This window comes from Cellulosimicrobium funkei, from assembly GCF_900155925.1.
In the GTDB taxonomy this organism is placed as follows: domain Bacteria; phylum Actinomycetota; class Actinomycetes; order Actinomycetales; family Cellulomonadaceae; genus Cellulosimicrobium; species Cellulosimicrobium funkei.
In genome coordinates, this window is the sequence record NZ_FTMI01000003.1 from 593,573 (window position 1) to 616,623 (window position 23,051).

20 protein-coding genes are annotated in these 23,051 nt (G+C 74.8%); 6 read left to right on the forward strand and 14 right to left on the reverse strand.

Translation table 11 applies throughout. The annotated features are described in order from the left end of the window. Window positions 1-5 precede the first annotated feature (5 nt). Window positions 6-1,319 carry a PP2C family protein-serine/threonine phosphatase gene (locus BXA05_RS10870; RefSeq protein WP_076404963.1) on the forward strand — a complete coding sequence of 438 codons (1,314 nt, stop codon included), beginning with the start codon at window positions 6-8 and terminating at the stop codon, window positions 1,317-1,319. 31 nt (window positions 1,320-1,350) lie between these two features. Here the strand turns inward: BXA05_RS10870 and BXA05_RS10875 are convergent, their stop codons facing one another. From BXA05_RS10875 to BXA05_RS10920, 10 genes are all read right to left on the reverse strand, one after another. Beyond that, window positions 1,351-2,058: a lysoplasmalogenase gene (locus tag BXA05_RS10875; protein WP_076404964.1), complete on the reverse strand. Its 708-nt coding sequence runs from the start codon at window positions 2,056-2,058 to the stop codon at window positions 1,351-1,353. A gap of 152 nt (window positions 2,059-2,210) precedes the next feature. Continuing rightward, a complete protein-coding gene (locus BXA05_RS10880) occupies window positions 2,211-3,719 on the reverse strand; it encodes a helix-turn-helix domain-containing protein (protein ID WP_076404965.1) in 1,509 nt (502 codons plus the stop codon). A gap of 174 nt (window positions 3,720-3,893) precedes the next feature. Next, a complete protein-coding gene (locus BXA05_RS10885; RefSeq protein ID WP_021480871.1) occupies window positions 3,894-4,247 on the reverse strand; it encodes a metal-sulfur cluster assembly factor in 354 nt (117 codons plus the stop codon). After that, window positions 4,244-4,780 (reverse strand): Fe-S cluster assembly sulfur transfer protein SufU, encoded by a 537-nt coding sequence (gene sufU, locus BXA05_RS10890; RefSeq protein ID WP_076404966.1) that lies wholly within the window; start codon window positions 4,778-4,780, stop codon window positions 4,244-4,246. Before sufU ends, BXA05_RS10885 begins: the two co-directional genes overlap by 4 nt. An 11-nt stretch (window positions 4,781-4,791) precedes the next feature. Beyond that, window positions 4,792-6,108: a cysteine desulfurase gene (locus tag BXA05_RS10895; protein WP_076404967.1), complete on the reverse strand. Its 1,317-nt coding sequence runs from the start codon at window positions 6,106-6,108 to the stop codon at window positions 4,792-4,794. A 27-nt stretch (window positions 6,109-6,135) separates the two neighbouring features. Further along, window positions 6,136-6,918 (reverse strand): Fe-S cluster assembly ATPase SufC, encoded by a 783-nt coding sequence (gene sufC / locus BXA05_RS10900; protein WP_021480874.1) that lies wholly within the window; start codon window positions 6,916-6,918, stop codon window positions 6,136-6,138. A 67-nt stretch (window positions 6,919-6,985) separates the two neighbouring features. Then, the gene (locus BXA05_RS10905) at window positions 6,986-7,330 is read right to left on the reverse strand and encodes a non-heme iron oxygenase ferredoxin subunit (RefSeq protein WP_021480875.1); all 345 of its coding nucleotides are present in this window, start codon (window positions 7,328-7,330) and stop codon (window positions 6,986-6,988) included. After that, complete coding sequence (sufD, locus tag BXA05_RS10910; protein ID WP_076404968.1) at window positions 7,327-8,583, reverse strand: Fe-S cluster assembly protein SufD; 1,257 nt, start codon at window positions 8,581-8,583, stop codon at window positions 7,327-7,329. Before sufD ends, BXA05_RS10905 begins: the two co-directional genes overlap by 4 nt. A gap of 1 nt (window position 8,584) precedes the next feature. Beyond that, window positions 8,585-10,045 (reverse strand): Fe-S cluster assembly protein SufB, encoded by a 1,461-nt coding sequence (gene sufB, locus BXA05_RS10915; RefSeq protein WP_021480877.1) that lies wholly within the window; start codon window positions 10,043-10,045, stop codon window positions 8,585-8,587. Window positions 10,046-10,139: 94 nt separating this feature from the next. Continuing rightward, window positions 10,140-10,928, reverse strand: a complete 789-nt coding sequence (locus tag BXA05_RS10920; protein WP_076404969.1) for a helix-turn-helix transcriptional regulator — start codon at window positions 10,926-10,928, stop codon at window positions 10,140-10,142. Window positions 10,929-11,131: 203 nt separating this feature from the next. Between BXA05_RS10920 and BXA05_RS10925 the strand changes: the two genes are divergently transcribed. The 3 genes from BXA05_RS10925 to BXA05_RS10935 all read left to right on the forward strand — a co-directional run bounded on the left by BXA05_RS10925 (window position 11,132) and on the right by BXA05_RS10935 (window position 13,910). Next, window positions 11,132-12,088, forward strand: coding sequence for an ABC transporter ATP-binding protein (locus BXA05_RS10925; RefSeq protein ID WP_076404970.1), 957 nt, complete (start codon window positions 11,132-11,134; stop codon window positions 12,086-12,088). Beyond that, window positions 12,085-12,888 carry an ABC transporter permease gene (locus tag BXA05_RS10930; RefSeq protein WP_034656080.1) on the forward strand — a complete coding sequence of 268 codons (804 nt, stop codon included), beginning with the start codon at window positions 12,085-12,087 and terminating at the stop codon, window positions 12,886-12,888. The genes BXA05_RS10925 and BXA05_RS10930 overlap by 4 nt, the downstream gene beginning before the upstream one ends. A 68-nt stretch (window positions 12,889-12,956) precedes the next feature. Beyond that, a complete protein-coding gene (locus tag BXA05_RS10935) occupies window positions 12,957-13,910 on the forward strand; it encodes a COX15/CtaA family protein (RefSeq protein WP_083711798.1) in 954 nt (317 codons plus the stop codon). Between the two features lie 49 nt (window positions 13,911-13,959). Here BXA05_RS10935 and BXA05_RS10940 read toward each other — a convergent pair whose 3' ends face one another. Further along, window positions 13,960-14,967: a patatin-like phospholipase family protein gene (locus BXA05_RS10940; RefSeq protein WP_211435851.1), complete on the reverse strand. Its 1,008-nt coding sequence runs from the start codon at window positions 14,965-14,967 to the stop codon at window positions 13,960-13,962. A 279-nt stretch (window positions 14,968-15,246) separates the two neighbouring features. Here BXA05_RS10940 and BXA05_RS10945 point away from each other — a divergent pair, with 279 nt between their 5' ends. Continuing rightward, on the forward strand, window positions 15,247-16,299 hold the full coding sequence (locus tag BXA05_RS10945; RefSeq protein WP_076404972.1) for an efflux ABC transporter ATPase subunit, DrrA-related: 1,053 nt from the start codon (window positions 15,247-15,249) through the stop codon (window positions 16,297-16,299). After that, the gene (locus BXA05_RS10950; protein WP_076404973.1) at window positions 16,296-17,150 is read left to right on the forward strand and encodes an ABC transporter permease; all 855 of its coding nucleotides are present in this window, start codon (window positions 16,296-16,298) and stop codon (window positions 17,148-17,150) included. Before BXA05_RS10945 ends, BXA05_RS10950 begins: the two co-directional genes overlap by 4 nt. A 21-nt stretch (window positions 17,151-17,171) precedes the next feature. Here BXA05_RS10950 and BXA05_RS10955 read toward each other — a convergent pair whose 3' ends face one another. Genes BXA05_RS10955 through BXA05_RS10965 form a run of 3 tightly spaced genes read right to left on the reverse strand, consistent with a single transcriptional unit; the run spans window position 17,172 to window position 23,028 of the window. After that, window positions 17,172-20,654, reverse strand: coding sequence for an AfsR/SARP family transcriptional regulator (locus tag BXA05_RS10955; protein WP_143311123.1), 3,483 nt, complete (start codon window positions 20,652-20,654; stop codon window positions 17,172-17,174). 52 nt (window positions 20,655-20,706) lie between these two features. Then, window positions 20,707-21,342: an NUDIX domain-containing protein gene (locus BXA05_RS10960; RefSeq protein WP_061268231.1), complete on the reverse strand. Its 636-nt coding sequence runs from the start codon at window positions 21,340-21,342 to the stop codon at window positions 20,707-20,709. Then, window positions 21,343-23,028 carry a CTP synthase gene (locus BXA05_RS10965; RefSeq protein WP_076404975.1) on the reverse strand — a complete coding sequence of 562 codons (1,686 nt, stop codon included), beginning with the start codon at window positions 23,026-23,028 and terminating at the stop codon, window positions 21,343-21,345. It lies immediately after the preceding gene. Window positions 23,029-23,051: the final 23 nt, after the last annotated feature.

Below are 23,051 nucleotides of genomic sequence, written 5' to 3' on the forward strand. Positions count from 1 at the left end.
GAGGTGTGGCAGAGAACGACGGGGGCGGCGTCCGCACGCCCTCGGACGTGGACGGGGCCGCCGGCCCTGTCGACTACCACGCCGTCTTCTCGGTCCTCACGGCGCCCAAGGTGGTGCTCGCGCCCGACCTGACGATCCTCGACGCCAACGAGTCCCTCCTGCGCACCATCGGCGCGCCCGCGAGCGCCGTCGTCGGGCGCCACTACCTCGACGTCTTCCCCGTCCAGGGGCCGGACGGGAGCGCCGTCGACCGGGTCGTGCTGTCGCTCGAGCGCGTCGCGCGGACGGGACGTCTCGAGATGATCGGCCCGCACCGGTACGACCTGCGCGGTCCCGGCGGCGGGTGGGCCGAGCGCTGGTGGCTCACGACGAACCTCCCCGTGCTCGACGCCGCGGGCCGGGTGACGGCCGTCGTCCACCGCGCGGAGGACGTGACGTCCGTCGTGCAGGCCGGCGAGACGACGGCGCCCGAGCCCCCGTCCGGCCCGGCGGACCCCACCGCGCTCTCGGTCGTCGACCAGGCCCTGCTGCTCGGGTCGTCCGTCGACCGGTACGCGGACGTGATCACGCGCGAGCGCAGCGCGTCGCTCGCCCTGCAGGACTCCGTACTCACGCCTCCCCCGCGCATCCCCGGTCTGACGATCGACGTGCGGTACCGGCCGGCGGTGCCGGAGGTCCACGTCGGCGGTGACTGGTACGACGCGTTCGTGCATCCCGACGGCGAGGCGACCGTCGTCGTGGGCGACGTGACGGGCCACGACGTCGCCGCCGCCGCCCACATGGCCCACCTGCGCGGCGTGCTGCGCTCGGTCGCGTTCGCGACGGACGCCGGTCCCGCCGAGGCGCTCGACGCCGCCGAGCGCACCGCGGAAGGGCTCGGTCTCCAGGCGCTGTCCACCGTCGCCGTCGCGCGCATCGGCACCCCCGGACTGACAGGGCGGCGCGCCGTGTGCTGGGCGAGCGCCGGGCACGTCCCGCCCGTCGTGCGTCGCGCCGACGGGACCGCGCACCTGCTCCTGGCACACCCCTCGCCGATGCTCGGCGTCGGGCTCGGCGGCCCGCGCGCCGAGCACGAGACGTCGCTCGACCCGGGCGACACGCTCCTGCTCTACACCGACGGGCTCGTCGAGCGCCGGGACCGGTCGCTGCGGGACGTGCTCGACGAGCTGCCCTGCCGCGTCGAGGCGCTGGGCGCCGTGCCGCCCGACGCGCTCCTCGACGCCCTCCTCGCCGAGCTCGTGCCGCTCGGCTCGCAGGACGACGTCGCGCTCGTCATGGTGCACGTCGACGACGAGCGCACGGCCCCGGGCGGCGCCTAGCCAGGTACCGAGGAGGCGACGCGCGCGACGGTCACGTCGACGCCCACGCGGCTCCTCCCTTCTCCGCGACGGGGACCACCGGCGCACGGTCTCGACGGAGCACGCCGAGTACGAGCAGCACCTGGCCGACGACGTACGTGAGCATGACCCAGAAGCCGTGCCCGGGCACGTCGTACCACGGGGCGAAGGCGTTCAGCGCGATGAGCGCGTCGGACAGGAGGAAGACCGCACCGCCGACCGCGGCGAGCCGGTCGACGCCCGTCGCGACCACGGCCATCGTCACGAGGCACACGCCGTAGACGACGACGGGGACGAGCAGCGACCCCGCGTCGGGCGCGCACGCGACGACGAGGGCGAGCAGAGCTAGGCCGTACGGCACGAGCGCGAGCGGGCTGCGCAGGACGGAGCCCGCGCGGTAGGGCCAGAACGCGACCGTGTACGTGATCTGGGCGCAGAGGAAGAACCCGACCATGACCAGGAAGGCGGTGTCGCCGTCGGCGAGGTCGGGTGCGGTGTCGCCGAGCCACGAGAAGCCCAGCGCGACGAGCGTGAGCCGGACGAGCCGCGAACGCCGGCCCGCGCCGTGGGCGGTGTGGCGCCGCGTGGCGAGCCACAGGCAGCCCGCCAGGACCGGCATGAGGAACCACTGCGACGTGTCGGCGAGGGTCGCGGCACCGAGGAGGTGGGCGGCGAGATGGACGAGGGTGAGCAGGGCGAGCGCGCCCCACGCGACGATCATGGGCGAGGAGACTCCTTCGGTCGTGCACCGGCTTCCTTGCCGGCGGTGGCCGATCCTAGCGCCCGGGGCCGTCGACGAAGGACCTCGTGAGGCGCGCGCGGCACGACGCCGCGCCCGGGAGGGACGCGGCGTCGTGCCGGAGAGCCTGTCGCTCAGGCGTTCGCGAGCTCGCGGGCCTCGTCGGCCAGCTGGTCCTCGTATCGACGCACGACGCGGCTCACGGTCGACCGCGACGCCGAGACCCGCTGGGCGATCTCGCGCTGGTTGAGGCCCTCGCGCGCGAGCTCGACGATGCGCCGGTCGCGCTCGGCGGTCGGGTCCTCGCCGAGCGTCGCCTCGACGTCGTCCGCCCTCGTCGCCTCCACGTCCTGCGGCCGCGGGAGGTCGAAGACCTCCACGCGGCGCGTGTGGCCCGTCACGGCCGGGGGCTCGGGGGCCGACGTCGTCTCCGCCTCCTCGGGGACGGGCTGCTCCCACGGGAGGGGCCGCGTGCGCCCGAAGATCTCCTTCACCCGCGCCTCGAGGTCCGGCAGGGCCTCGAACGCGGGCTCTGCGGCGCGCGCCTCCTGCGGGGTCTCCGCGCCGGAGACCTCGGCAGCCGCCTCGGCGGCGGGGAGCTCGCGGGTCACCTCGCGCACCGGCAGGTCGGACGACGGCGCGACCTCCGACGCGACGTCGTCGGACACGTCGGCGTCGGGCGCGCCGGCGTCGGGCGTCACGGCGTCGGGCGTCACGGCGTCGGGCGTCACGGCGTCGGCCGGCTGGACCGCGGGGAGAGCCTCGACCGCATCGGACTCGTCACCGCTCGCGGGCTGGGGTGCGAGCGGAGCCGGGCCGCTCGTCGCGGCGGACACGGCCGCCCCGACCGCCACGACCGCGGGCGCCTCGGCGGGCGCGGGCGCCCCGGACGCCGCGACGCCGCCCCTGCCCCGCGCGGTGCCGCGCTTCGCGGAGCTCGCCCCGATGAGGTCGAGCCGGTTGCCGTGCCGCTCCGCGGCCTCCAGGCGGTCGACCCAGACCTGCATGCGGCGCTCGAAGTCCTCGACCGTCAGCAGCTTGAGCGCGGCGTCACGGGCGGCGCGCTGGCGCTCGTGCGCGGCGCGGACCTTGCGCAGGTCCGCGGGCGAGCCAGCGCTGTCGGCGCGCGCGTCGCGCCACTGCTCCAGGGCGGACACGTACCCGTGGACGCGCAGCTCGCGACGGCGCTCCTCGAGCGTGTGGCCCGTGACCATGTGCCGCTCCCCCACGAGGGCGAGGTGCCACATGAGCGCGGCGACCAGCGGCGGCACGAACCGGAACACCACCATGTAGGGGGTGCTCGCCGTCGGGACGGCGATCTCGTGGAGAGCGGCGAACAGGCCCGACGTCCCCGAGAGCACCCACGTGAGCGCGAGGAGCACGCCGTAGGGCCGCCCCTCCAGCGCGGCGTTGCGTGCCATGAGCGCGACGGCGACGAGGCTGATCTCGAGGAAGCCCGCGAGCCCGTACGCCTCGAGCGGCGACATGTGCGCCACCTCGAGACCGAACAGGACCATGCCGCTGTACGCCAGGGCGGTGGCGATCGTCGCCGCGATGACCACCGCCACCATCGGGAGGTGCCGGCCGCGATAGCGCACCTGCCGCGGGGAACCGCCCGCGCCGGTCTGGTCCTGCTGTGTCACGTCGTCCTCCGAAAAGTGGTGTGGGCGCACATATCCCAACACTCAGGACGATCCGCGTCAACGTACCGGAAGGGGCGAACCGCGGGCAGGCACGACCGGCACCGCACGACCTGCCGGGAACAGCACGACGCCGCGCCCCCGGACGGGGACGCGGCGTCGGTCGCAGCGGTGGTCTCAGACGTTGAAGCCGAGCGCGCGGAGCTGCTCCTTGCCGTCGTCGGTGATCTTCTCCGGGCCCCACGGCGGCATCCAGACCCAGTTGACGCGGAAGCCGTCCACGAGGCCTTCGAGCGCCTGCGCGGACTGGTCCTCGATGACGTCGGTCAGCGGGCACGCCGCGGACGTGAGCGTCATGTCGATGACGGCGTGGTTGTTCTGGTCGATCTGGATGCCGTAGACGAGGCCGAGGTCGACGACGTTGATGCCGAGCTCGGGGTCGATGACGTCGCGCATCGCCTCCTCGACGTCCGCGACGTTCGGCGGGCTCGGCGTGGCGCCCTCGGCGGGCGCGCCGGTCTCGGTGGTCATCGGTTCTCCTCCGTCGTTCCCCGCGCGGCGAGCGCCGCGTCGGAAGCCAGTGCGGTCGATGCGTCGCCCGGCGGGTTCAGGGCGCCCGAGGTGACGAGCGAGTCGCGCAGCGCGGCCCAGCCGAGCAGGGCGCACTTGATCCGTGCAGGGTAGCGCGAGACGCCCGTGAACACCGTGGCGTCACCGAGCTCGTCTTCCGCGGCCTCGTCGAGGCCCTTGCCCCGCGAACCCATGAGCTCGCGGAACACGTCGCCGAGGTGCTCGGCCTCCGCGGCGGGGCGTCCCGTCACGAGGTCGGTGAGCACGGACAGGGACGCCTGCGAGATGCTGCAGCCCTGCCCCTCCCAGCTCACGCGGTCGATCGTGTCGCCGGCGAGCTCGACGCGCAGCGTCACCTCGTCGCCGCACGTGGGGTTCACCTGGTGCGACTGGCCGCTGGCCGCGCCGTCGGCCACCTCGACCAGGCCCCGACCGTGCGGGGTCTTGGCGTGGTCCAGGATGACCTGCTGGTACATCTGCTCGATCGAGCTCATCGGGTCCTCTCTCAGTCCACCGAGAAGAACGCGCGCACCCCGGCCAATGCTTCCCGGAACGCGTCGACGTCCTCGCGCGTGGTGTACACCGACGCGGACGCGCGCGCGGTCGCGGCGATCCCGAAGCGGCGGTGCAGGGGCTGGGCGCAGTGGTGACCGACGCGCACGGCGATGCCCGCGTCGTCGAGCACCTGGCCGACGTCGTGCGCGTGCACGCCGTCCACGACGAACGACACGACGGCGAGCCGGTCGGCCGGCTCGCGCGGGCCGATGATGCGCACGCCGGGGATCTCCCCGATGCGCAGCAGCTCCGCGGCGAGCTCGTGCTCGTGCGCGGCGACGCCGTCCATGCCGAGCTCGTGCAGGTACTTCGCGGCGGCGCCGAACCCGACGACCTGCGCGACCGGCTGCGTGCCCGCCTCGAACCGTTGCGGCGGCGCCATGTACGACGACTCGGTCATCGTGACGACCTCGATCATCGACCCGCCGGTCGTCACGGGCGGCAGCGCCTCGAGCAGCTCGCGCCGCCCGTACAGCACGCCCACGCCCGTGGGCCCGAGCATCTTGTGCGCCGAGAACGCGGCGAAGTCGACGCCGAGCGCGGGCAGGTCGACCGGCAGGTGCGGCACGGACTGGCACGCGTCGAGCACCGTGAGCGCCCCGACCTCGCGCGCCCGGGCCACGATCGGCTCGACCGGGGTGACCGCACCCGTCACGTTCGACACGTGCGTGAAGGCCACGACGCGCGTGCGCTCGGTGATGACGGTCGCCGCGTCCTCGACGCGCACGCGACCGTCGTCGTCCACCTCGAACCAGCGCAGGACGGCCCCCGTGCGGGCCGCGAGCTCCTGCCACGGCACGATGTTCGCGTGGTGCTCCGCCTCGGTGACGACGATCTCGTCGCCCGGGGCCAGCGCGAAGCGGCCGGCCGCCTCTCCCCCGCGGCCGAGCGTCGCGTTCGAGATCCCGTACGCGACGAGGTTGATCGCGGCCGTCGCGCCGGACGTCCAGACGATCTCGCCCGGGCGCGCGCCGACGAACGCCGCGACGTCGGCCCGGGCGTCCTCGAACGCCTCGGTCGCCTCCTCGGCGAGCTGGTGCGCGCCGCGGTGCACGGCCGCGTTGCGCTCCTCGTAGAAGTCGACCTCGGTGTCGAGGACGACCTGCGGCTTCTGCGCGGTGGCCGCGGAGTCGAGGTAGACGAGCGGACGACCACCGCGCACGGTGCGCTCGAGCAGCGGGAAGTCCGCCCGCACGGCGGCGAGCTCGACGTCGGTCAGGCGCGCCGGACCGGCGTGCTGCCCTGCGGGGTGCGCGGTGGTCGTCATGGTCGTCTCCTCAGGTGGTGCGAGCGCTCAGGCCGAGGCGGCCGAGGCGGACTCGACGGCGCCACCGAGGTAACGGTCGTAGCCCTCCTCCTCCAGGCGCTCGGCGAGCTCCGGGCCGCCCTCCTCCGCGACCTTGCCGTCGACGAAGACGTGGACGAAGTCCGGCTTGATGTAGCGCAGGATGCGCGTGTAGTGCGTGATGAGCAGGACGCCCGCCTGGGTCGCCTCGTGGACGCGGTTCACGCCCTCGGAGACGATGCGCAGCGCGTCGACGTCGAGGCCCGAGTCGGTCTCGTCGAGGACGGCGAACTTCGGCTGGAGGAGCTCCATCTGGAGGATCTCGTGGCGCTTCTTCTCACCGCCGGAGAAACCCTCGTTGACCGAGCGCTCGGCGAAGGAGTCGTCCATGCGCAGGCGCTCCATGGCGCCCTTGACGTCCTTGACCCAGTGGCGCAGCGCGGGGGCCTCGCCGTCGATCGCGGTCTTCGCGGTGCGCAGGAAGTTCGACACGGAGACGCCGGGGACCTCGACCGGGTACTGCATGGCGAGGAACAGGCCCGCGCGGGCGCGCTCGTCGACGCTCATGGCGAGGACGTCCTCGCCGTCGAGCGTCACGGTGCCGCCGGTGACCTGGTACTTGGGGTGGCCGGCGATCGAGTAGGCGAGCGTGGACTTGCCCGAGCCGTTCGGGCCCATGATGGCGTGGACCTCGCCGCTGGCGATCGTCAGGTCGACGCCGCGCAGGATCGGCTTCGGCCCTTCCTTGGTCTCGACGCTGACGTGCAGGTCGCGGATCTCGAGAGTGGACATCAGTGGTTCTCCAAGAGGTTCTTGAGCTGGGGGGCGCGCGCGGCGCGCCGGGTCAGAGGAGGTCGGGTCAGGTGGGGGCGACGACGCGGTCGACGTCGACGAGCACCTGCTCGCCGTCGACCGTCACCGGGTATACCGGCACGGGCCGCATCGCGGGCAGCGCGGTCGGCATGCCGGTCCGCAGGTCGAACTGCGAGCCGTGCAGCCAGCACTCGACGAAGCAGCCCTCGACCTCCCCGTCGGACAGGGACACGGCCCCGTGCGAGCAGATGTCGGAGATCGCGTGCCACCCGCCGTCGCCGTCGCGCACGACCGCGACCTCGACGACGCGCCCGTCCTCGGCCGGGAGCTCGACGCGGAGCGCCTCCTCCGGGCCGAGGTCGGACGTCGTGCAGGCGGGCTGTGCGGTCACGCCGTCGCCTCGGCGGGCTCGGCGCTCCCGTCGATGATCGACATGGACTTGCTCAGCTCGCGCTCGATCGCCTCGAGCAGGCGCTCCTCGACCGACGCGACGCCGATCTCCTGGATGAGCTCGGCGAAGAAGCCGCGGACGACGAGACGGCGCGCCTCGACCTCCGGGATGCCGCGAGCCTGCAGGTAGAAGAGCTGCTCGTCGTCGAACCGGCCGGTCGCGGACGCGTGCCCCGCGCCCTCGATCTCGCCCGTCTCGATCTCGAGGTTCGGCACCGAGTCCGCGCGCGCGCCGTCCGTGAGGACGAGGTTGCGGTTGAGCTCGTACGTGTCCGTGCCCTCGGCCTCGGCCCGGATGAGCACGTCCCCGACCCACACGGCGTGCGCGCCCTCGCCCTGCAGCGCGCCCTTGTACGTCACGCGGGACTTGCAGCGCGGGACGGCGTGGTCGACGAACAGGCGGTGCTCCTGGTGCTGGTCCGCGTCGGCGAAGTAGAGGCCCACCATCTCGACCTCGCCGCCCTCGGCGGTGAACTCCGCGTCCGGGGTGACGCGCACGACGTCGCCGCCGAGCGTGACGACCACGTGCTTGAGGCGCGCGTCGCGCCCGATCCGCGCACGGTGCGACGACGCGTGCACGGCGCCGTCGGCCCAGTCCTGGACGGACACGACGGTGAGGTGCGCGCCGTCCTCGACGACGATCTCGACCGTCTCGTTGAGCGTCGCGGCGCCCACGTGGTCGAGCACGACGACGGCCTCGGAGTGCCGCTCGGCGCGCACGAGGACGTGGCTCGCCGTCGGCGTGGAGCCGTGGCCCTCGATGCGGACCGAGGTGACGTCGGAGGCGACGGCCTCCTTCGGCACCGTGACGACCGTGGCCTGCTCGAAGGCGTTCCACGCCGTCACGGCCGTGCGGTCGCCGGGCTTGCCGGCGGTGCCGAGGCGCTCGTCGTCACGGCCGACGATCGTGACCTCGACCTCGGGCGCCTCGACGACCGTGACGCGCACGTCGCCGCCGCCGCTCTGCCCGACGATCTTGTCGTCGAACAGGGGCGCGAGGCGCGCCACGGGCGAGAAGCGCCACTCCTCCTCGCGCCCGGAGGGCACGGGGATGTCGGCGAGGTCGAACGACGTGAGCCGCTCGGCGCGCGAGCCCTGGGGCACGACGACGCCGTGGGAGTGCGCCCCGTCGGCCTTCGCGCGCGAGTGGTCGGTGGTCAGACCGGCCTCTTCGGGAACGGTGGTGGTGGTCATATCAGCCGACGGACCCTTCCATCTGCAGCTCGATGAGGCGGTTGAGCTCGAGCGCGTACTCCATGGGCAGCTCGCGCGCGATGGGCTCGACGAACCCGCGCACGATCATGGCCATCGCCTCGGTCTCCTCCATGCCTCGGGACATGAGGTAGAACAGCTGGTCCTCGCTCACCCGCGAGACCGTCGCCTCGTGCCCCATGGACACGTCGTCCTCGCGGACGTCGACGTACGGGTAGGTGTCGGACCGGGAGATCTGGTCGACGAGCAGCGCGTCGCACAGCACGGTCGAGGCCGAGTGCGAGGCGCCCTCGAGCACCTGGACCAGACCGCGGTAGGACGTGCGGCCACCGCCGCGCGCGACCGACTTCGAGACGATCGACGACGACGTGTGGGGCGCCGCGTGGACCATCTTGGCCCCGGCGTCCTGGTGCTGGCCCTCGCCCGCGAACGCGATCGACAGCGTCTCACCGCGCGCGTGCTCGCCGAGCAGGTAGATCGCCGGGTACTTCATGGTGACCTTGGAGCCGATGTTGCCGTCGACCCACTCCATCGTCGCGCCCTCGGCCGCGGTCGCCCGCTTGGTCACGAGGTTGTAGACGTTGTTCGACCAGTTCTGGATCGTCGTGTAGCGCACGCGGGCGTTCTTCTTCACGACGATCTCGACGACCGCGGAGTGCAGCGAGTCCGACGAGTAGATCGGCGCGGTGCAGCCCTCGACGTAGTGCACGTACGAGCCCTCGTCCGCGATGATCAGCGTCCGCTCGAACTGGCCCATGTTCTCCGTGTTGATGCGGAAGTAGGCCTGCAGCGGGATCTCGACGTGCACGCCCGGCGGCACGTAGACGAACGACCCGCCCGACCACACGGCCGAGTTGAGCGCGGCGAACTTGTTGTCGCCCGACGGGATGACGGTGCCGAAGTACTCCTGGAAGATCTCCGGGTGCTCGCGCAGCGCGGTGTCCGTGTCGAGGAAGATGACGCCCTGGCGCTCGAGCTCCTCGTTGATCTGGTGGTAGACCACCTCGGACTCGTACTGCGCGGCGACGCCCGCGACGAGGCGCTGCTTCTCCGCCTCGGGGATGCCGAGCTTGTCGTACGTCTCCTTGATGTCCTCGGGCAGGTCGTCCCACGTGGCGGCCTGCTTCTCCGTGGAGCGCACGAAGTACTTGATGTTGTCGAAGTCGATGCCGGTGAGGTCGGAGCCCCAGCTCGGCATGGGCTTCTTGCCGAACAGGCGCAGCGCCTTGAGGCGCTGGTTCAGCATCCACTCGGGCTCGTTCTTGAGCCGGGAGATGTTGCGCACGACGTCCTCGTCGAGGCCGCGCTGCGCGATCTGGCCCGCCTCGTCGGAGTCGTGCCAGCCGTACTCGTAGGCGCCGATCGAGGCGATGATCTCGTCGTCGGTCTGCTTCTCACCGGTCGGCAGGGCCGTGCCGGCGGCGTCCTGGGTGGGAGCGCTCATGGTCGTCCTTCCACTGTCCGTCGTTGCGGGCGGGGGCAGTCGGTACAGGTTCTTCGGGGGAGGTCGTGCGGGCGGGGCGGGGCGCCCCTCGGGGTCAGGTCTCGCCCGACGACGGGCGCCCCCGCGCCCGGACGTCGTGGGCCAGGGCGGCTCGCGCCACCCGCGGTGCGGGGGCCGGGACGGAGATCCCGACCGGCACGTTCGTGGTGCACGCGTGCGCGCCCGTCGCGAGGGTCGCGAGGCGCTGCACGTGCGAGCCGAGGAGCTTGGCGAAGACCTGGGCCTCCGCCTCGCACAGCTGGGGGAACTCCTCGGCGACGTGCTGCACCGGGCAGTGCCCCTGGCACAGCTGGACGGCAGAGGTGCCCGGCACGGGGCGTACGCTCGCGGCGTAGCCGTCGTCGGCGAGCGCGGCGGCGAGCTGGGCCGCGCGGCCCTCGACGTCCGGCGCGTCGAGCCGGTCCGCGTAGCGGTCGGCGAGCTCGGACAGCCGGTCCTGGGCGAAGCGCTCGACGGCGCCCGGTCCCGCGACGTCGCGCAGGTACCGCAGCGCCTGCGCGGCGAGGTCGGCGTAGGTGCCGCTGAGCTCGCCCTGGCCGGCCGACGTCGTCACGTACCGCCGCGCGGGGCGGCCGCGCATCCCGGTGGGGTGCCCGGCGTCGTGCACGGCGACGAGGTCGTCCTCCTCGAGGAGGGCGAGGTGGCGGCGCACCGCGGCGGGCGTGAGGCCCAGCGTCGCGGCGAGGTCGGCCGCGCTGACGGGGCCCGCGCTCGCGACGAGCTCGAGCACGCGCTCGCGCGTGCGCCGGTCGACGTCGGCAGCGGGCGCGCCGGAGGGGGCGACGGTACGCAGCGCGTCCGGTCGGACCGCTCCTGCTCCCATGCTCACCTCCGTGGTCGGTCGGGGGCACGCCTGCGCGCGGCGCCCTCGATATAGACAACATGGTTGTTCCCTAATTGTTCCGGCGCAAGCAAGGCGACCCTCAGACAGGGCCCTGACGCGGCGGATGTGGCGTACGCGACACCCCGCGCGACCAGGGCGGGCGCGGGTCGGCGGGCGCGCGCGCTCCCCCTAGAATCGGCCGGGTGCCCGCCCCCGCCGTGCTCGTGCACGACCTCGTCAAGCGCTACGACGGTCGTGCCGTCGTCGACGGCGTGTCCCTCACCGCCGAGCGCGGCGCGATCACCGCGGTGCTCGGCCCCAACGGCGCCGGCAAGACGACGACCGTCGAGTGCTGCGAGGGCCTGCGCTCCCCCGACGCGGGTCGCGTCGAGGTGCTCGGGCTCCACCCGCTGACCGACGCGCGCGAGCTGCGCCCCCGCGTGGGCGTCATGCTCCAGGACGGTGGGCTGCCGACGGGCGTGCGCGCGCTCGAGATGCTGCGGCACGTCGCGTCGATGTATGCCCGGCCGCGCGACGTCGGCGAGCTCACCGAGCGCCTCGGGCTGGAGAGCTTCGCGCGCACGACCGTCCGGCGCCTGTCCGGCGGCCAGCGGCAGCGCCTCGCGCTCGCCGCGGCGATCGTCGGGCGGCCCGAGGTCGTCTTCCTCGACGAGCCGAGCGCGGGCATGGACCCGCAGAGCCGGCACGCCGTGTGGGAGCTCGTGCGCGAGCTGCGGGCCGAGGGGGTCGGGATCGTCCTCACGACGCACCTCATGGACGAGGCGGAGGACCTCGCGGACCAGGTGTACGTCGTCGACCACGGGAAGGTGATCGCGGCGGGCGCGACGCGCGACCTCCTCGAGTCCGGCGCCGACGGCGAGACCGACCGCACGGTCCGCGTCGAGGCGACGGCCGGCCTGGACCTCGGCGGCCTGCGCGACGCGCTCGCCGCGCCCGACGGCGCCCCCGGCCCCGGGTCGTGGACCGTCGCCGAGCCGCAGCCCGGCTCGTACACCCTCACCGGCCCCGCCGACCCGGCGACGCTCGTCGCGCTGACGACGTGGCTCGCCGCGCGCGGCGTCCTCGCGTCGCGCGTCACGGTGGGCCGCCGCACGCTCGAGGACGTGTTCCTCGACCTCACGGGACGGCACCTGCGATGACCGCGAACGAGACGCCGTCGGCCACCGCCGCGGCCCGGGGGCCGGCCGGGACCGAGCTCGCCGCGCCCGCGTGGCGCCGCGTCGCCGCCCAGACGGCGTTCGAGACCCGGATGATCCTGCGCAACGGCGAGCAGCTGCTCGTGACGATCATCCTGCCCGTCATGCTCCTGCTCGGCCTCGTGCTCACGTCCTTCGTCGACCTCGACACGGGCGGTGCGTCGCGCGTCGACTTCGTGACGCCGGGCGTGCTCGCGCTCGCCGTGATGTCGACGGCGTTCACGTCCCAGGCCATCGCGACGGCGTTCGACCGCCGCAACGGCGTGCTGCGCCTCATGTCGACGACCCCCCTCGGCCGGGGCGGCCTGCTCGCGGGCAAGGTGCTGGGCGTGCTCGCGGTCGAGGTCGTGCAGGTCGTCGTCATCACCGCCGTCGCGCTCGCGCTCGGCTGGCAGCCCGACGTCGCGGGGATCCCGGCCGCGCTCCTCGCCGTCCTGCTCGGCACCGCGGCGTTCACGTCGCTCGCGATGCTGCTCGCGGGCACGCTGCGTGCCGAGGGCGTGCTCGCGGTCGCGAACCTCGTGCTTGTGCTCCTCACGGTCGGCGGCGGTGTGCTCGTCCCGGCCGATCAGCTTCCCGGGCCGCTCGCGCACGTCGCCCTGCTGCTCCCGTCGGGCGCGCTCGGCGAGGCGATGCGCGGCGCCCTGCTCGACGGCTCCGTCCCGCCGTTCTCGGTCGTCGTGCTGCTGGGCTGGACCGCCGCGCTCGGTTGGGGCGCGGGCAAGCTCTTCCGCTGGACCTGACCCGCTCCGGGCACATCTCACACCCGCAGGATTCCGGGGCTGCGCGCGCGTCCCGATACCGTGGGACCGTGAGCACCCCGCCCCCCGCGCTCGACCCCGGCACGACCGACCGCCCCGCCGGCGACGGCGTCGCCCGACCGGACCGGCTCGCGCCGCTGCGCCGCTGGACCCGGCCGGTGCTCGTCGCCAACCTCGTGGCGCAGATCGGCATCATCGTCACCGGCGGCGCGGTCCGGCTGACCGGCTCGGGCCTCGGGTGCTCCACGTGGCCGCAGTGCGAGCCCGGGCAGTTCGCGGCGCGCTTCCACCCGGAGACGACGTACCACCAGTTCGTCGAGTACGGGAACCGCACGCTCACCGGGGTGCTGAGCGTCATCGCGATCGCGGCCCTCGTGCTCGTGTGGACCGACCGCTCGCGTGTCCTGTCCTACCGGCTCCTGGGCGCCGTGCCGCTCCTCGGCGTCGCCGCGCAGGCGGTCATCGGCGGCGTCATCGTGCTGCTGCACCTGCACCCGGGCTGGGTGTCGCTCCACTTCGTGGTCTCGGCAGCGCTCGTGTCCGTCTCGCTGCTGCTGCTGCACCGCTCCGGGGAGGGCGACGGCCCGCCCGTCCCGACGGTCGCGCCGCGCTCGCGCGCGCTCGCGTGGGCGCTGTACGGGCTCACCGCGGTCGTCGTGGTCCTCGGCGTGATCGTCACGGGCGCGGGCCCGCACAGCGGTGACGAGGAGGTCGGGTACCGGTTCGCCGTCGACCCGGCGCTCATGAGCAAGGTCCACGCGTGGGCCGTGTGGGTCTTCGTCGCCGTCCTCGTCGCGTACCTCGTGAGCGTCCGCCGCGGGCCGCAGGAGGTGCGTCGCGCCGGGTGGATCCTCCTCGCCATCACGCTCGCCCAGGGCGCGGTCGGCTACGTCCAGTACTTCACGGGCCTGCCCGCGCTGCTCGTGGGCCTGCACATGCTCGGCTCGGCGCTGCTCGTCGCCGGGTCCACGCGCGTCGTCCTCACGACCCGCACGCGCGCCTGACGCCGGGTCCCGGCGCGTCGACGGACGACGCGCCGGGCCGGGCCCGCGCTCAGCGCCAGAGGCGCGCGACGCGGTCGGCGGCCTCCACGCCCTGGGCGTGGCCCGCGCGGGCGGCGGACGGGCGCAGCGTCAGGTCCATCGCCCGCGGTCCCACGAGCCCCTCGGCGGACCCGTCGGGGACGAGCGTCTCGACCGCGCTGCCCTGCGCGCGCAGCTCTGCGACCTGCACGTCGAGCTGCATGCCCCACTCCCGCGGCGTGCGCGTCCTGCCGCCCAGCGGCGACAGCACGAGCACGCGGCGGTACCCCGCCGCGACGTCGGCGTTCTCGTTGCGGCGGTACCCGCCGTCGATGAACCGGTCCGGCCCGACGCCGTACGCGAACCCGCCCGCGCAGCTCGCCGCGACCGCGTCCACCAGGTCGACCCCGCTGTGCGCGCCGAGGACGACCGGTGCGCCGGTCCGCGCGTCGACCGCGGTGAGGAGGAGCGCGCGGCGCGGCCACGCCGTGCTCGGCAGGCGCGCCGCGACCGTCGCCCGCCAGCGCTCCTGAGCAGACGCGTCCGAGGCCGCCGGCAGGTCGAGCGCCGCGGCGCCGAGCCGGCGCCGCATGTCCCCCGCGTCGCGCGACGCGGCGATGAGCGCGGCCGTGCGCGCCATCTGGTCCGCCGCCTGGCGCGTCCGCTCCCGGCGGTCGTCGCGCCCGGGAGCCGGTGCGCGCCGCGTCGGGGCTCCGGCGCCGACGGCGGCGTAGAGCTCGGCGGGCGTCGCGCCGGCGAGCTGGGCGGCGGTGGTGGCGCCGGCCGACGTCCCGACCGTGAGGTCGGCCGTCGTGACGTCGACCCCGGCGTCGGCCAGACCGGCGACGACGCCGATCAGCCACGCGTTGCCGGTGGACCCGCCGCCCCCGAGCACGAGGGCGCGTTCGCCCGTCGTCGGGACCGGGGCCGGGGCCGGGGCCGGGGCCGGGGCCGGGGCCGGGGCCGGGACTGCCGCCGGGCCAGGGGCCGCGGCGCCTGCTGAGGAGCCGGGTGCAGAAGAAGGTGTGGTGGTGCTCATGGGAGTCGCCTCTCGCGATGGTGCGGCGAGCGCTCCCGGGGACGGCTACGGCCGTCGCGCGATCGTGGGCAGCGAGGGAGCGCCCGGTACGGACACAGCGTTCACGGGGCTCACCTCCTCGGCTCGGTTCACGACCGTCGTCGACGCTAGCACGCGCCGCCGAGGACGACGGCTGCGCGTCGGCGTGACAGCGGCGTGACAGCGGGTCGCGCTCCCGTGACAGCGCGGTGCGAGGCCACCCGTCCAGCCTGGTCGTGAACCCACCGACCAGGAGGACACATGACCATCCCCGCGATCGAGGCCGAGGGCCTCGTGAAGGTCTTCGGCGCGCACCGCGCCGTCGACGGCGTGGACCTCACCGTGCGCACGGGCACCGTCTACGGGGTCCTCGGGCCCAACGGCGCCGGCAAGACGACGACCATCAGCATGCTCGCCACGCTCCTGCGTCCCGACGCCGGTCAGGCCCGCGTGTTCGGGCACGACGTCGTCGCGCACCCCCACCGGGTGCGCCAGCTCATCGGCGTGACGGGTCAGTACGCGTCCGTCGACGAGACGCTCAGCGCGACGGAGAACCTCGTGATCTTCGGGCGGCTGCTGGGGCTCTCCCGCGGGCAGGCACGGCGCAAGGCCGCGGAGCTGCTCGACGCGTTCGGCCTCTCCGAGGCGGCGTCGCGACCGCTGAAGAACTTCTCGGGCGGCATGCGCCGCCGGCTGGACCTCGCCGCGAGCCTCATCGCCCAGCCGCCCCTCATCTTCCTCGACGAGCCGACGACGGGCCTCGACCCGCGCACGCGCGCCCAGATGTGGGGCACGATCCGCGACCTCGTCGCGAGCGGCTCGACGGTCCTGCTGACGACGCAGTACCTCGACGAGGCGGACCAGCTCGCGGACCGCATCGCGGTGATCGACCGCGGGCGCGTCGTGGCGGAGGGCACCGCGGACGACCTCAAGGACGCCGTCGGCGACCAGTCGCTGCAGCTCTCGCTCGCCCACGGCGACGACGTGGGGCCCGCGCTGGAGATCGTCGAGCGCACCCTCGGCCTCACCGCGACCGTCTCCCCCGAGGCCCGACGGCTCACCGTCCCCGTGCCCGGACCGGGCTCGGTGACCGACCTCCTCGTGCGCCTGCGCGAGGCCCGGATCGAGGTCGGCTCGCTGAGCATGGACAAGCCCAGCCTCGACGAGGTCTTCCTCACGCTCACCGGGCACGGCACCGCGGCGGGCAGCCCGGCCGACGACGACCCCGGCCCGACGGATCCCGGCCCGACGGACTCTGGCCCCGGCCCGCGCGGCGACCGCGCGGCCACGACACGAGAGGCGGCGCTGCGATGAGCACCACCACCACGACCACCGCACCGGCCGTCCCCACGGCACGAGGCCGGATCGAGGCCGGCGCCGACCGCGTCCTCGCCGACCGGCCGTCGCTCCGCGCGACCGCCGAGCACACCCTGACCATGGCCTACCGCGGCCTGCTGAAGATCAAGCGCACGCCGGAGCAGCTGTTCGACGTGACGCTCCAGCCGATCCTCTTCACGCTGATGTTCACGTACATCTTCGGCGGGGCGATCGCGGGCGACGTCGGGAGCTACCTCCCGACGATCATCCCCGGCATCCTCGTGCAGACCGTCATCACGACGTCGGTCGTCACGGGCACCCAGCTCCGCGAGGACATGGACAAGGGCGTGTTCGACCGGTTCCGGTCGCTGCCCATCGCCAGGATCGCGCCGCTGTCCGGCGCGCTGCTCGCCGACACCGTCCGGTACCTCATCGCGACGACGCTCACGTTCACGATGGGCTACGTCATGGGCTATCGGCCCGGCGGCGGGCTCGGGGCGGTCGTGCTCGCGGGCCTGCTCGTCATCGTCTGCTCGTGGGCGGTGAGCTGGATCTTCGCGTTCTTCGGCGTCGTCGCGCGGACCGCGTCGAGCGTGCAGGGCATCTCGATGATCGTCCTGTTCCCGCTGACGTTCCTGTCGAACGCGTTCGTGCAGCCCGACACGATGCCCGGCTGGCTCCAGGGATTCGTCGCCGTGAACCCCGTGTCGCACCTCGTCACCGCGGTCCGCGAGCTGGCGAACACCGGCAGCCTGGGGTCGGACGCCGTGGTCTCGCTCGTCGGGGCCGCCGTCATCGTGGCGGTCTTCGCACCGCTCACCGTGCGGGCCTACATGCGCAAGGCCTGACGCCGCACGGCCGAGCCGTCCTCAGAGGGGGCCGGCGCCCCCACGGGCGCCGGCCCCGCCGTCGTCCGGGCCGCCCGCGGCGGTCGGGTCGTCGGCCCCGTCCGCGGCGGCGAGCAGCGCGAAGCCCTGCCGGGCGAGGTCGGCGCGAGACAGCTCGCGAGCCCTCGTCCGGGCGCGCTCCGCGGCGTCCGCGCCTGCCGCTTCGGCGACCTGGGCCCACGCGCTCTCGTGCCGCAGCGCGGGCTGGTCCTGGCGCGAGCCCATCCGCTCGGCGAGCGCGACGAGGAGGGCGCCCTCCTCCATCCCCGGCCCCGGGTGCCGGCCGGCGTCGCGCACCGCGGCGACACCGAGCGCGAGGAACGCCGTCCCGGCGACGGGGTAGTCGACGAAGTGCGGCCGGGCCCGATGCATCGCGAGCACGACCTCGCGGAGCTCCGCGGCGACGTCCGCGGCCCGCCCCCGGGCCGCGGACGCGCCCGGACCGGCACCCGCGCCGGTCCCGGCGAGACGTACCAGCCACGACGACACGAGGAGCACGTACCAGGGCGACCAGCGCGCGTCGCCGTCGAACGACGCCGCGGCCTGCCCGTAGAGCTCGAGGGCGGCGGCGTCGTCGCCGTGCAGCGCCGCGACCTCCGCGCGCGCCATCGCGACGACGGACCGCACGTCCGCCGGGACGTCCGGGCCCACGGGACCGTGCTCGACCGCGCCCGCGAGCGCCGCGAGCTTCCGCTCGGCGCGCTCCGTCTCCCCGAGCGTCACCGCGGCCGACATCTCGACCCAGTCGAGCTGCTGCAGCGTCGCCGTCGCGCCGAGGGCCCGCAGGTGGCCGCGCGCGGCGTGCGCCCAGCGTCCGACGTCCACGGCGTCCCCCGCCTCGCTCGCGCACGACGCGAGGAACATCGCCGTGGTGGCGCGGGCCGCGACGTCGCCGCGGGCCACCGCGCGGTCGTGCGCGCGCTCGCCCCAGCGCCGGGCCTCGGCGAGCCGGCCCTCGTTCTCCGCGGTCTGCGCCGTCGTGAACTCGGCGAGCATCGCCACGAACGCGTCGTCGGACGCGCGGAGCCCGGCGAGCGTCGCCTCCATCTCCTCCTGGCTGCGGACGGTGAGCAGGCGCGCGAGGGCACGGGTCCGCGGCCCGGCCTCGGGGCGTCGCAGCAGCCGGCGCAGGCGGCCGAGGGCGCGGGCCGTCAGCTCGGGCCTGGCGAACGCGCTCGCCCCCGCGACGGCGGCGAGCGCGAGCGCGGCGGGCTGGACGTCGCCGGGCGGCACGTCCCACCCGACGACCGAGTCGAGGACCACCTCGACGAGCCCGGTGGCCTGGTCCTCGACGCCGAGCAGGAGCCAGGATCCGGTGAGCGCGGTGAACACGCGCACGACGACGTCGGGGCGCTCGTCCTGCACCGCCTCGCGGAGCGCGAAGACGAGGTTCTCCTGCTCGCGGCGCAGGTCCGTCGCCGCGGCGGCCTGGTCCCCGCCCACGAGCGCGTCGGCGCACCGCGTCGCGAGGCGGGCCGCCCAGCGCTGCACGGCCTCGCGCGCCGGGCCCGTCGTCCCGGTCGCCTCGAGCCGGAGGGCGCCGAACTCGCGCACCGTCTCGAGCATCCGGTAGCGCACGACGCCGTCGTCCTCGGTGACGCGCAGCAGCGACTGCGCGACGAGCCCGTCGAGCGCGTCGAGGACCTCCCAGGCCGGCGCCCGCGACGGCGCCCGGCTCCCGGCGTCGGACACGGCCTCCGCAGCCTCGGCGGAGAAGCCGTCCGGGAAGACGGCGACGCGGCACAGCAGGTCCTGCTCGGCCGGGCCCAGCAGGTTCCAGCTCCACTCGATCACCGCCTCGAGCGTGCGGTGCCGGTCCGGGGCGGACCGGTCCCCGGAGCGCAGGAGCGCGAAGCGCTCGTCGAGGTGACGTTCCACCTCCTCGACGCTCAGGGTCCGCACGCGCGCCGCGGCGAGCTCGATGGCGAGCGGCAGCCCGTCGAGGCGGTCGCACAGCCGCGCGACGACGGCGGGCGGCACGCTCGCGCCCGGCCGGACCGCGTGCGCACGCTCGACGAAGAGGCGCACGGCGGGACCGTCGCCCGCGGCCGCACCGAGCGGCTCGAGCGGGTAGACGAGCTCGGCGGCGAGCCGGAGCGGCGACCTGCTCGTCGTGAGCACCACGAGCCCGGGCGCCGCGCCGAGCAGGTCGGCGGCCCAGCGCGCGGCGCCGTCGAGGACGTGCTCGCAGTTGTCCAGCACGAGCAGCGCCGAGCGGCCTCGTACCCGGTCGAGCACCTGCTCGCGCAGCTCCGGCGCGGCCAGGCGGTCGGCGAGCCGCCCGGTGCGGGCCGGCGGCGAGATGCCCAGGCCGTCGGCCAGCGCCACGACGACGTCCGCGTCCGAGCGCACGCCCGCGAGCTCGACGACGACCACCAGGTCGACCGAGCCGGTCGCCGCCGTGCGCCGCGCGACCTCCTGCGCGAGGCGCGTCTTGCCGAGACCACCGGGGCCGAGGACGGTCACGAGCCTTGCCCGCGCGAGCGCGTCCCGGACGGCGTCGACGTCCTCGTCCCGGCCGACGAGCGCGTCCGGCGCCGCCCGCAGGCCACGCACGGACGTGGTCCGACCGACCGCCTCGACCGGGGGCTCGCCGCCGGGGCGGGGTCCCCCGCCGTCCCCCGGACCGCCGCGCGCGGCCAGAGGACCGGGCACGGCGTCAGGCGAGGCGTCGGGCGCAGACGATGACCTGCCGAGCAGGTCTGCGGCGAGCTGCTGGAGGTCCGGTGCCGGGTCGGTGCCGAGCTCGCGCACGAGCGCGTGCCGCAGGCGCGCGTAGGCGGCGAGGGCCTCGCCCTCCCGGCCCGACGCCGCGAGGCTCGTCATGAGGTCGCGCGCGGCGTCCTCGTCGGTCGCGTCCTCGTCGAGCGCCGCGGACGCCAGCGCCGTCACGGTCGCGTGGTCCCCGGCGACCGCGGCGGCCGGTCGCAGGGCGGCCGTCAGTCCGGCCCGGAGCCGCGCGGCCTCGGTGCGCAGCGCCTGGGCGACGGGACCGGGAACGCCCGTGCCGGGCTCCTCGTCGCTCCACGAGGCGAGCGCGCCGCGCAGGTCGGCGACGATCGCGGCGGCGCCGTCGGTGTCCCGACCGCCCTCCCGGGCCCGGGCGAGCGCGCCGCGCGCGCGGGCGAGCGCCCCGCGTGCGAGCTCGAGGTCGCTCGGCGCGCCGAGCGCGTAGCCCCCGGAGCGCGACAGCACGGTCCCCGGCGCCGCGTCCCGCCGCAGGCGCGACACGAGGCTCTGCAGCGCGGCGCGCGGGTCCTGGGGCGCGTCCGGGCCCCACAGGTCCTCGACGAGCGAGGCCACGCCGAGCGTCCGACCGCCCGCGAGCGCGAGCGCGACCACGAGCGCCGCCGCACGCGGCCCGCGCGGGGCGACCGCCCGGCCGTCGGGCCCGGGCACGCGGACCGGCCCGAGGACGCGCACGATCGCCTCGGGCGGTGCCGGGAGGTCCTCGTGGTCGCGCACGACGGAGAACACTAGTCCTCGGGGCCGACGCCGTCCCGCCCGCGAGGGCGCGTCAGCCCCCGCGGCGCTCGGGCCACGGCGCGTCGGCGGGGCGCAGGGAGGCCCAGCCGCCCGCGCGCGACGTCGCGGCGGCGAGGATCCCGACGACCGCCGACGGGTTGTGCAGCGCGCCCCCGAGGACGGCGGACACCGCCTCGTCGAGCGGGACCCAGCGCAGCTCGATGTCGAGCTCCTCGGCCTCGCGCGCGAACCGCTCGTCGTCCGGCACGGGCGACAGGTCGCGCGCCAGGAACACCCGCAGCGCCTCGTTGGACCCGCCGGGCGTCGTGAAGTAGTCCACGAGCACGTCCCACCGGGCCGCCCGCAGGTCCGCCTCCTCGGCGAGCTCGCGGGCCGCCGCGACGCGCCCGTCCTCGCCCACGACGTCGAGCAGCCCCGCGGGCACCTCCCACAGCTCGCGCCGCACCGGGTGGCGGTACTGGCGCAGCAGCAGGACGCGCTCGTCCGCGTCGAGGGCGACGATCGCGACCGCACCGGGGTGGTCGAGATACTCGCGCGTGACGCGGCCGCCGTCGCCGAGGTCGACGACGTCGGACCGCAGGTCGAACACGCGACCCTCGTGCACGACCGTCGTCTCGACGACCGGTCGGGGCGCGAGCGCGTCCACGACCGGGTGCTCGCCGGCCACTCAGTTCGCCTGGTTCTCGAGCGCGGCGCGGACGAGGCCGCTGAACAGCGGGTGCGAACGCGTGGGGCGCGACTTGAACTCCGGGTGCGCCTGCGTGCTCACGTAGTACGGGTGGACGTCCGCGGGGAGCTCGACGAACTCGACGAGCGACGAGTCGGGCGACGTCCCGCTGATGACGAGCCCCGCCTCCTCGAGCTGCTTGCGGTAGGTGTTGTTCACCTCGTAGCGGTGACGGTGGCGCTCCGTGACGCGCTCCGCGCCGTAGGTCTTCGCGACGACCGAGCCCGGGGCGAGCGCGGCCTCGTAGGAGCCGAGGCGCATCGTGCCGCCGAGGTCGCCGTCGCCGCCGACGATCGCGAGCTGCTCCTCCATGGTCGCGATGACGGGGTGGGACGTGCCCGGGTCGAACTCGGTCGAGGACGCGTCGTCGATGCCGAGCACGTTGCGCGCGTACTCGATGACCATCGACTGCAGGCCGAGGCAGATGCCGAGGGTCGGCACCCTGTTCTCACGCGCCCAGCGCAGCGCGCCGAGCTTGCCCTCGATGCCCCGCACGCCGAACCCGCCGGGCACGAGGACGGCGTCCACGCCGTGCAGCGCGTCGTCCGCGCCCTCGGGCGTCTGGCACTCGTCGGACGCGACCCAGCGGATCGTGACCTTGGCGTCGTTCGCGAACCCGCCGGCGCGCAGCGCCTCCGTGACGGAGAGGTAGGCGTCCGGGAGGTCGATGTACTTGCCGACGAGCGCGACCTCGACGCGGTGGGCGGGCTGGTGCACACGCTCGAGGAGCTGGCTCCAGCCGTCCCAGTCGACGTCGTGGAACGGCAGGCCGAGGCGGCGCACGACGTAGGCGTCGAGGCCCTCCGCGTGCAGCACGCGCGGGATGTCGTAGATGCTCGGCGCGTCGATCGCGTTGACGACCGCCTCGTTGTCGACGTCGCACATGAGGGCGATCTTGCGCTTCACCGGCTCGGGCACCACGCGGTCCGCGCGCAGCACGATCGCGTCGGGCTGGATGCCGATGGACCGCAGCGCCGCGACCGAGTGCTGCGTGGGCTTCGTCTTGAGCTCGCCCGACGGACCGATGTACGGCACGAGCGACACGTGGAGGAAGAAGACGTCGTCCCGGCCGAGCTCGTGGCGCACCTGGCGGGCCGCCTCGAGGAAGGGCTGCGACTCGATGTCGCCGACGGTGCCGCCGATCTCGGTGATGATGACGTCGACGTCCTCACCGGCCTGGGCGCGCATGCGCGTCTTGATCTCGTCGGTGATGTGCGGGATGACCTGGACCGTGTCGCCCAGGTACTCGCCGCGCCGCTCGCGCGCGATGACCTGGGAGTAGACCTGACCGGTCGTGACGTTCGCGGACGCCTCGAGGTCGACGTCGAGGAAGCGCTCGTAGTGGCCGATGTCGAGGTCCGTCTCGGCGCCGTCCTCGGTGACGAACACCTCGCCGTGCTGGAACGGGTTCATCGTCCCGGGATCGACGTTGAGGTACGGGTCGAGCTTCTGCATGGTGACGCGCAGACCGCGCGAGCGGAGCAGACGACCGAGGCTGGACGCCGTGAGGCCCTTGCCGAGCGAGGAGGCGACGCCGCCGGTGACGAAGACGTGCGCGGTGCGGTGCTCGGTTCGAGCGCCCGAGGCGTTGAGGCGGGAGGAGGGCCGGTTCAGGTGATCTGCCACGGAACTCCATCCTAACAGCGTGC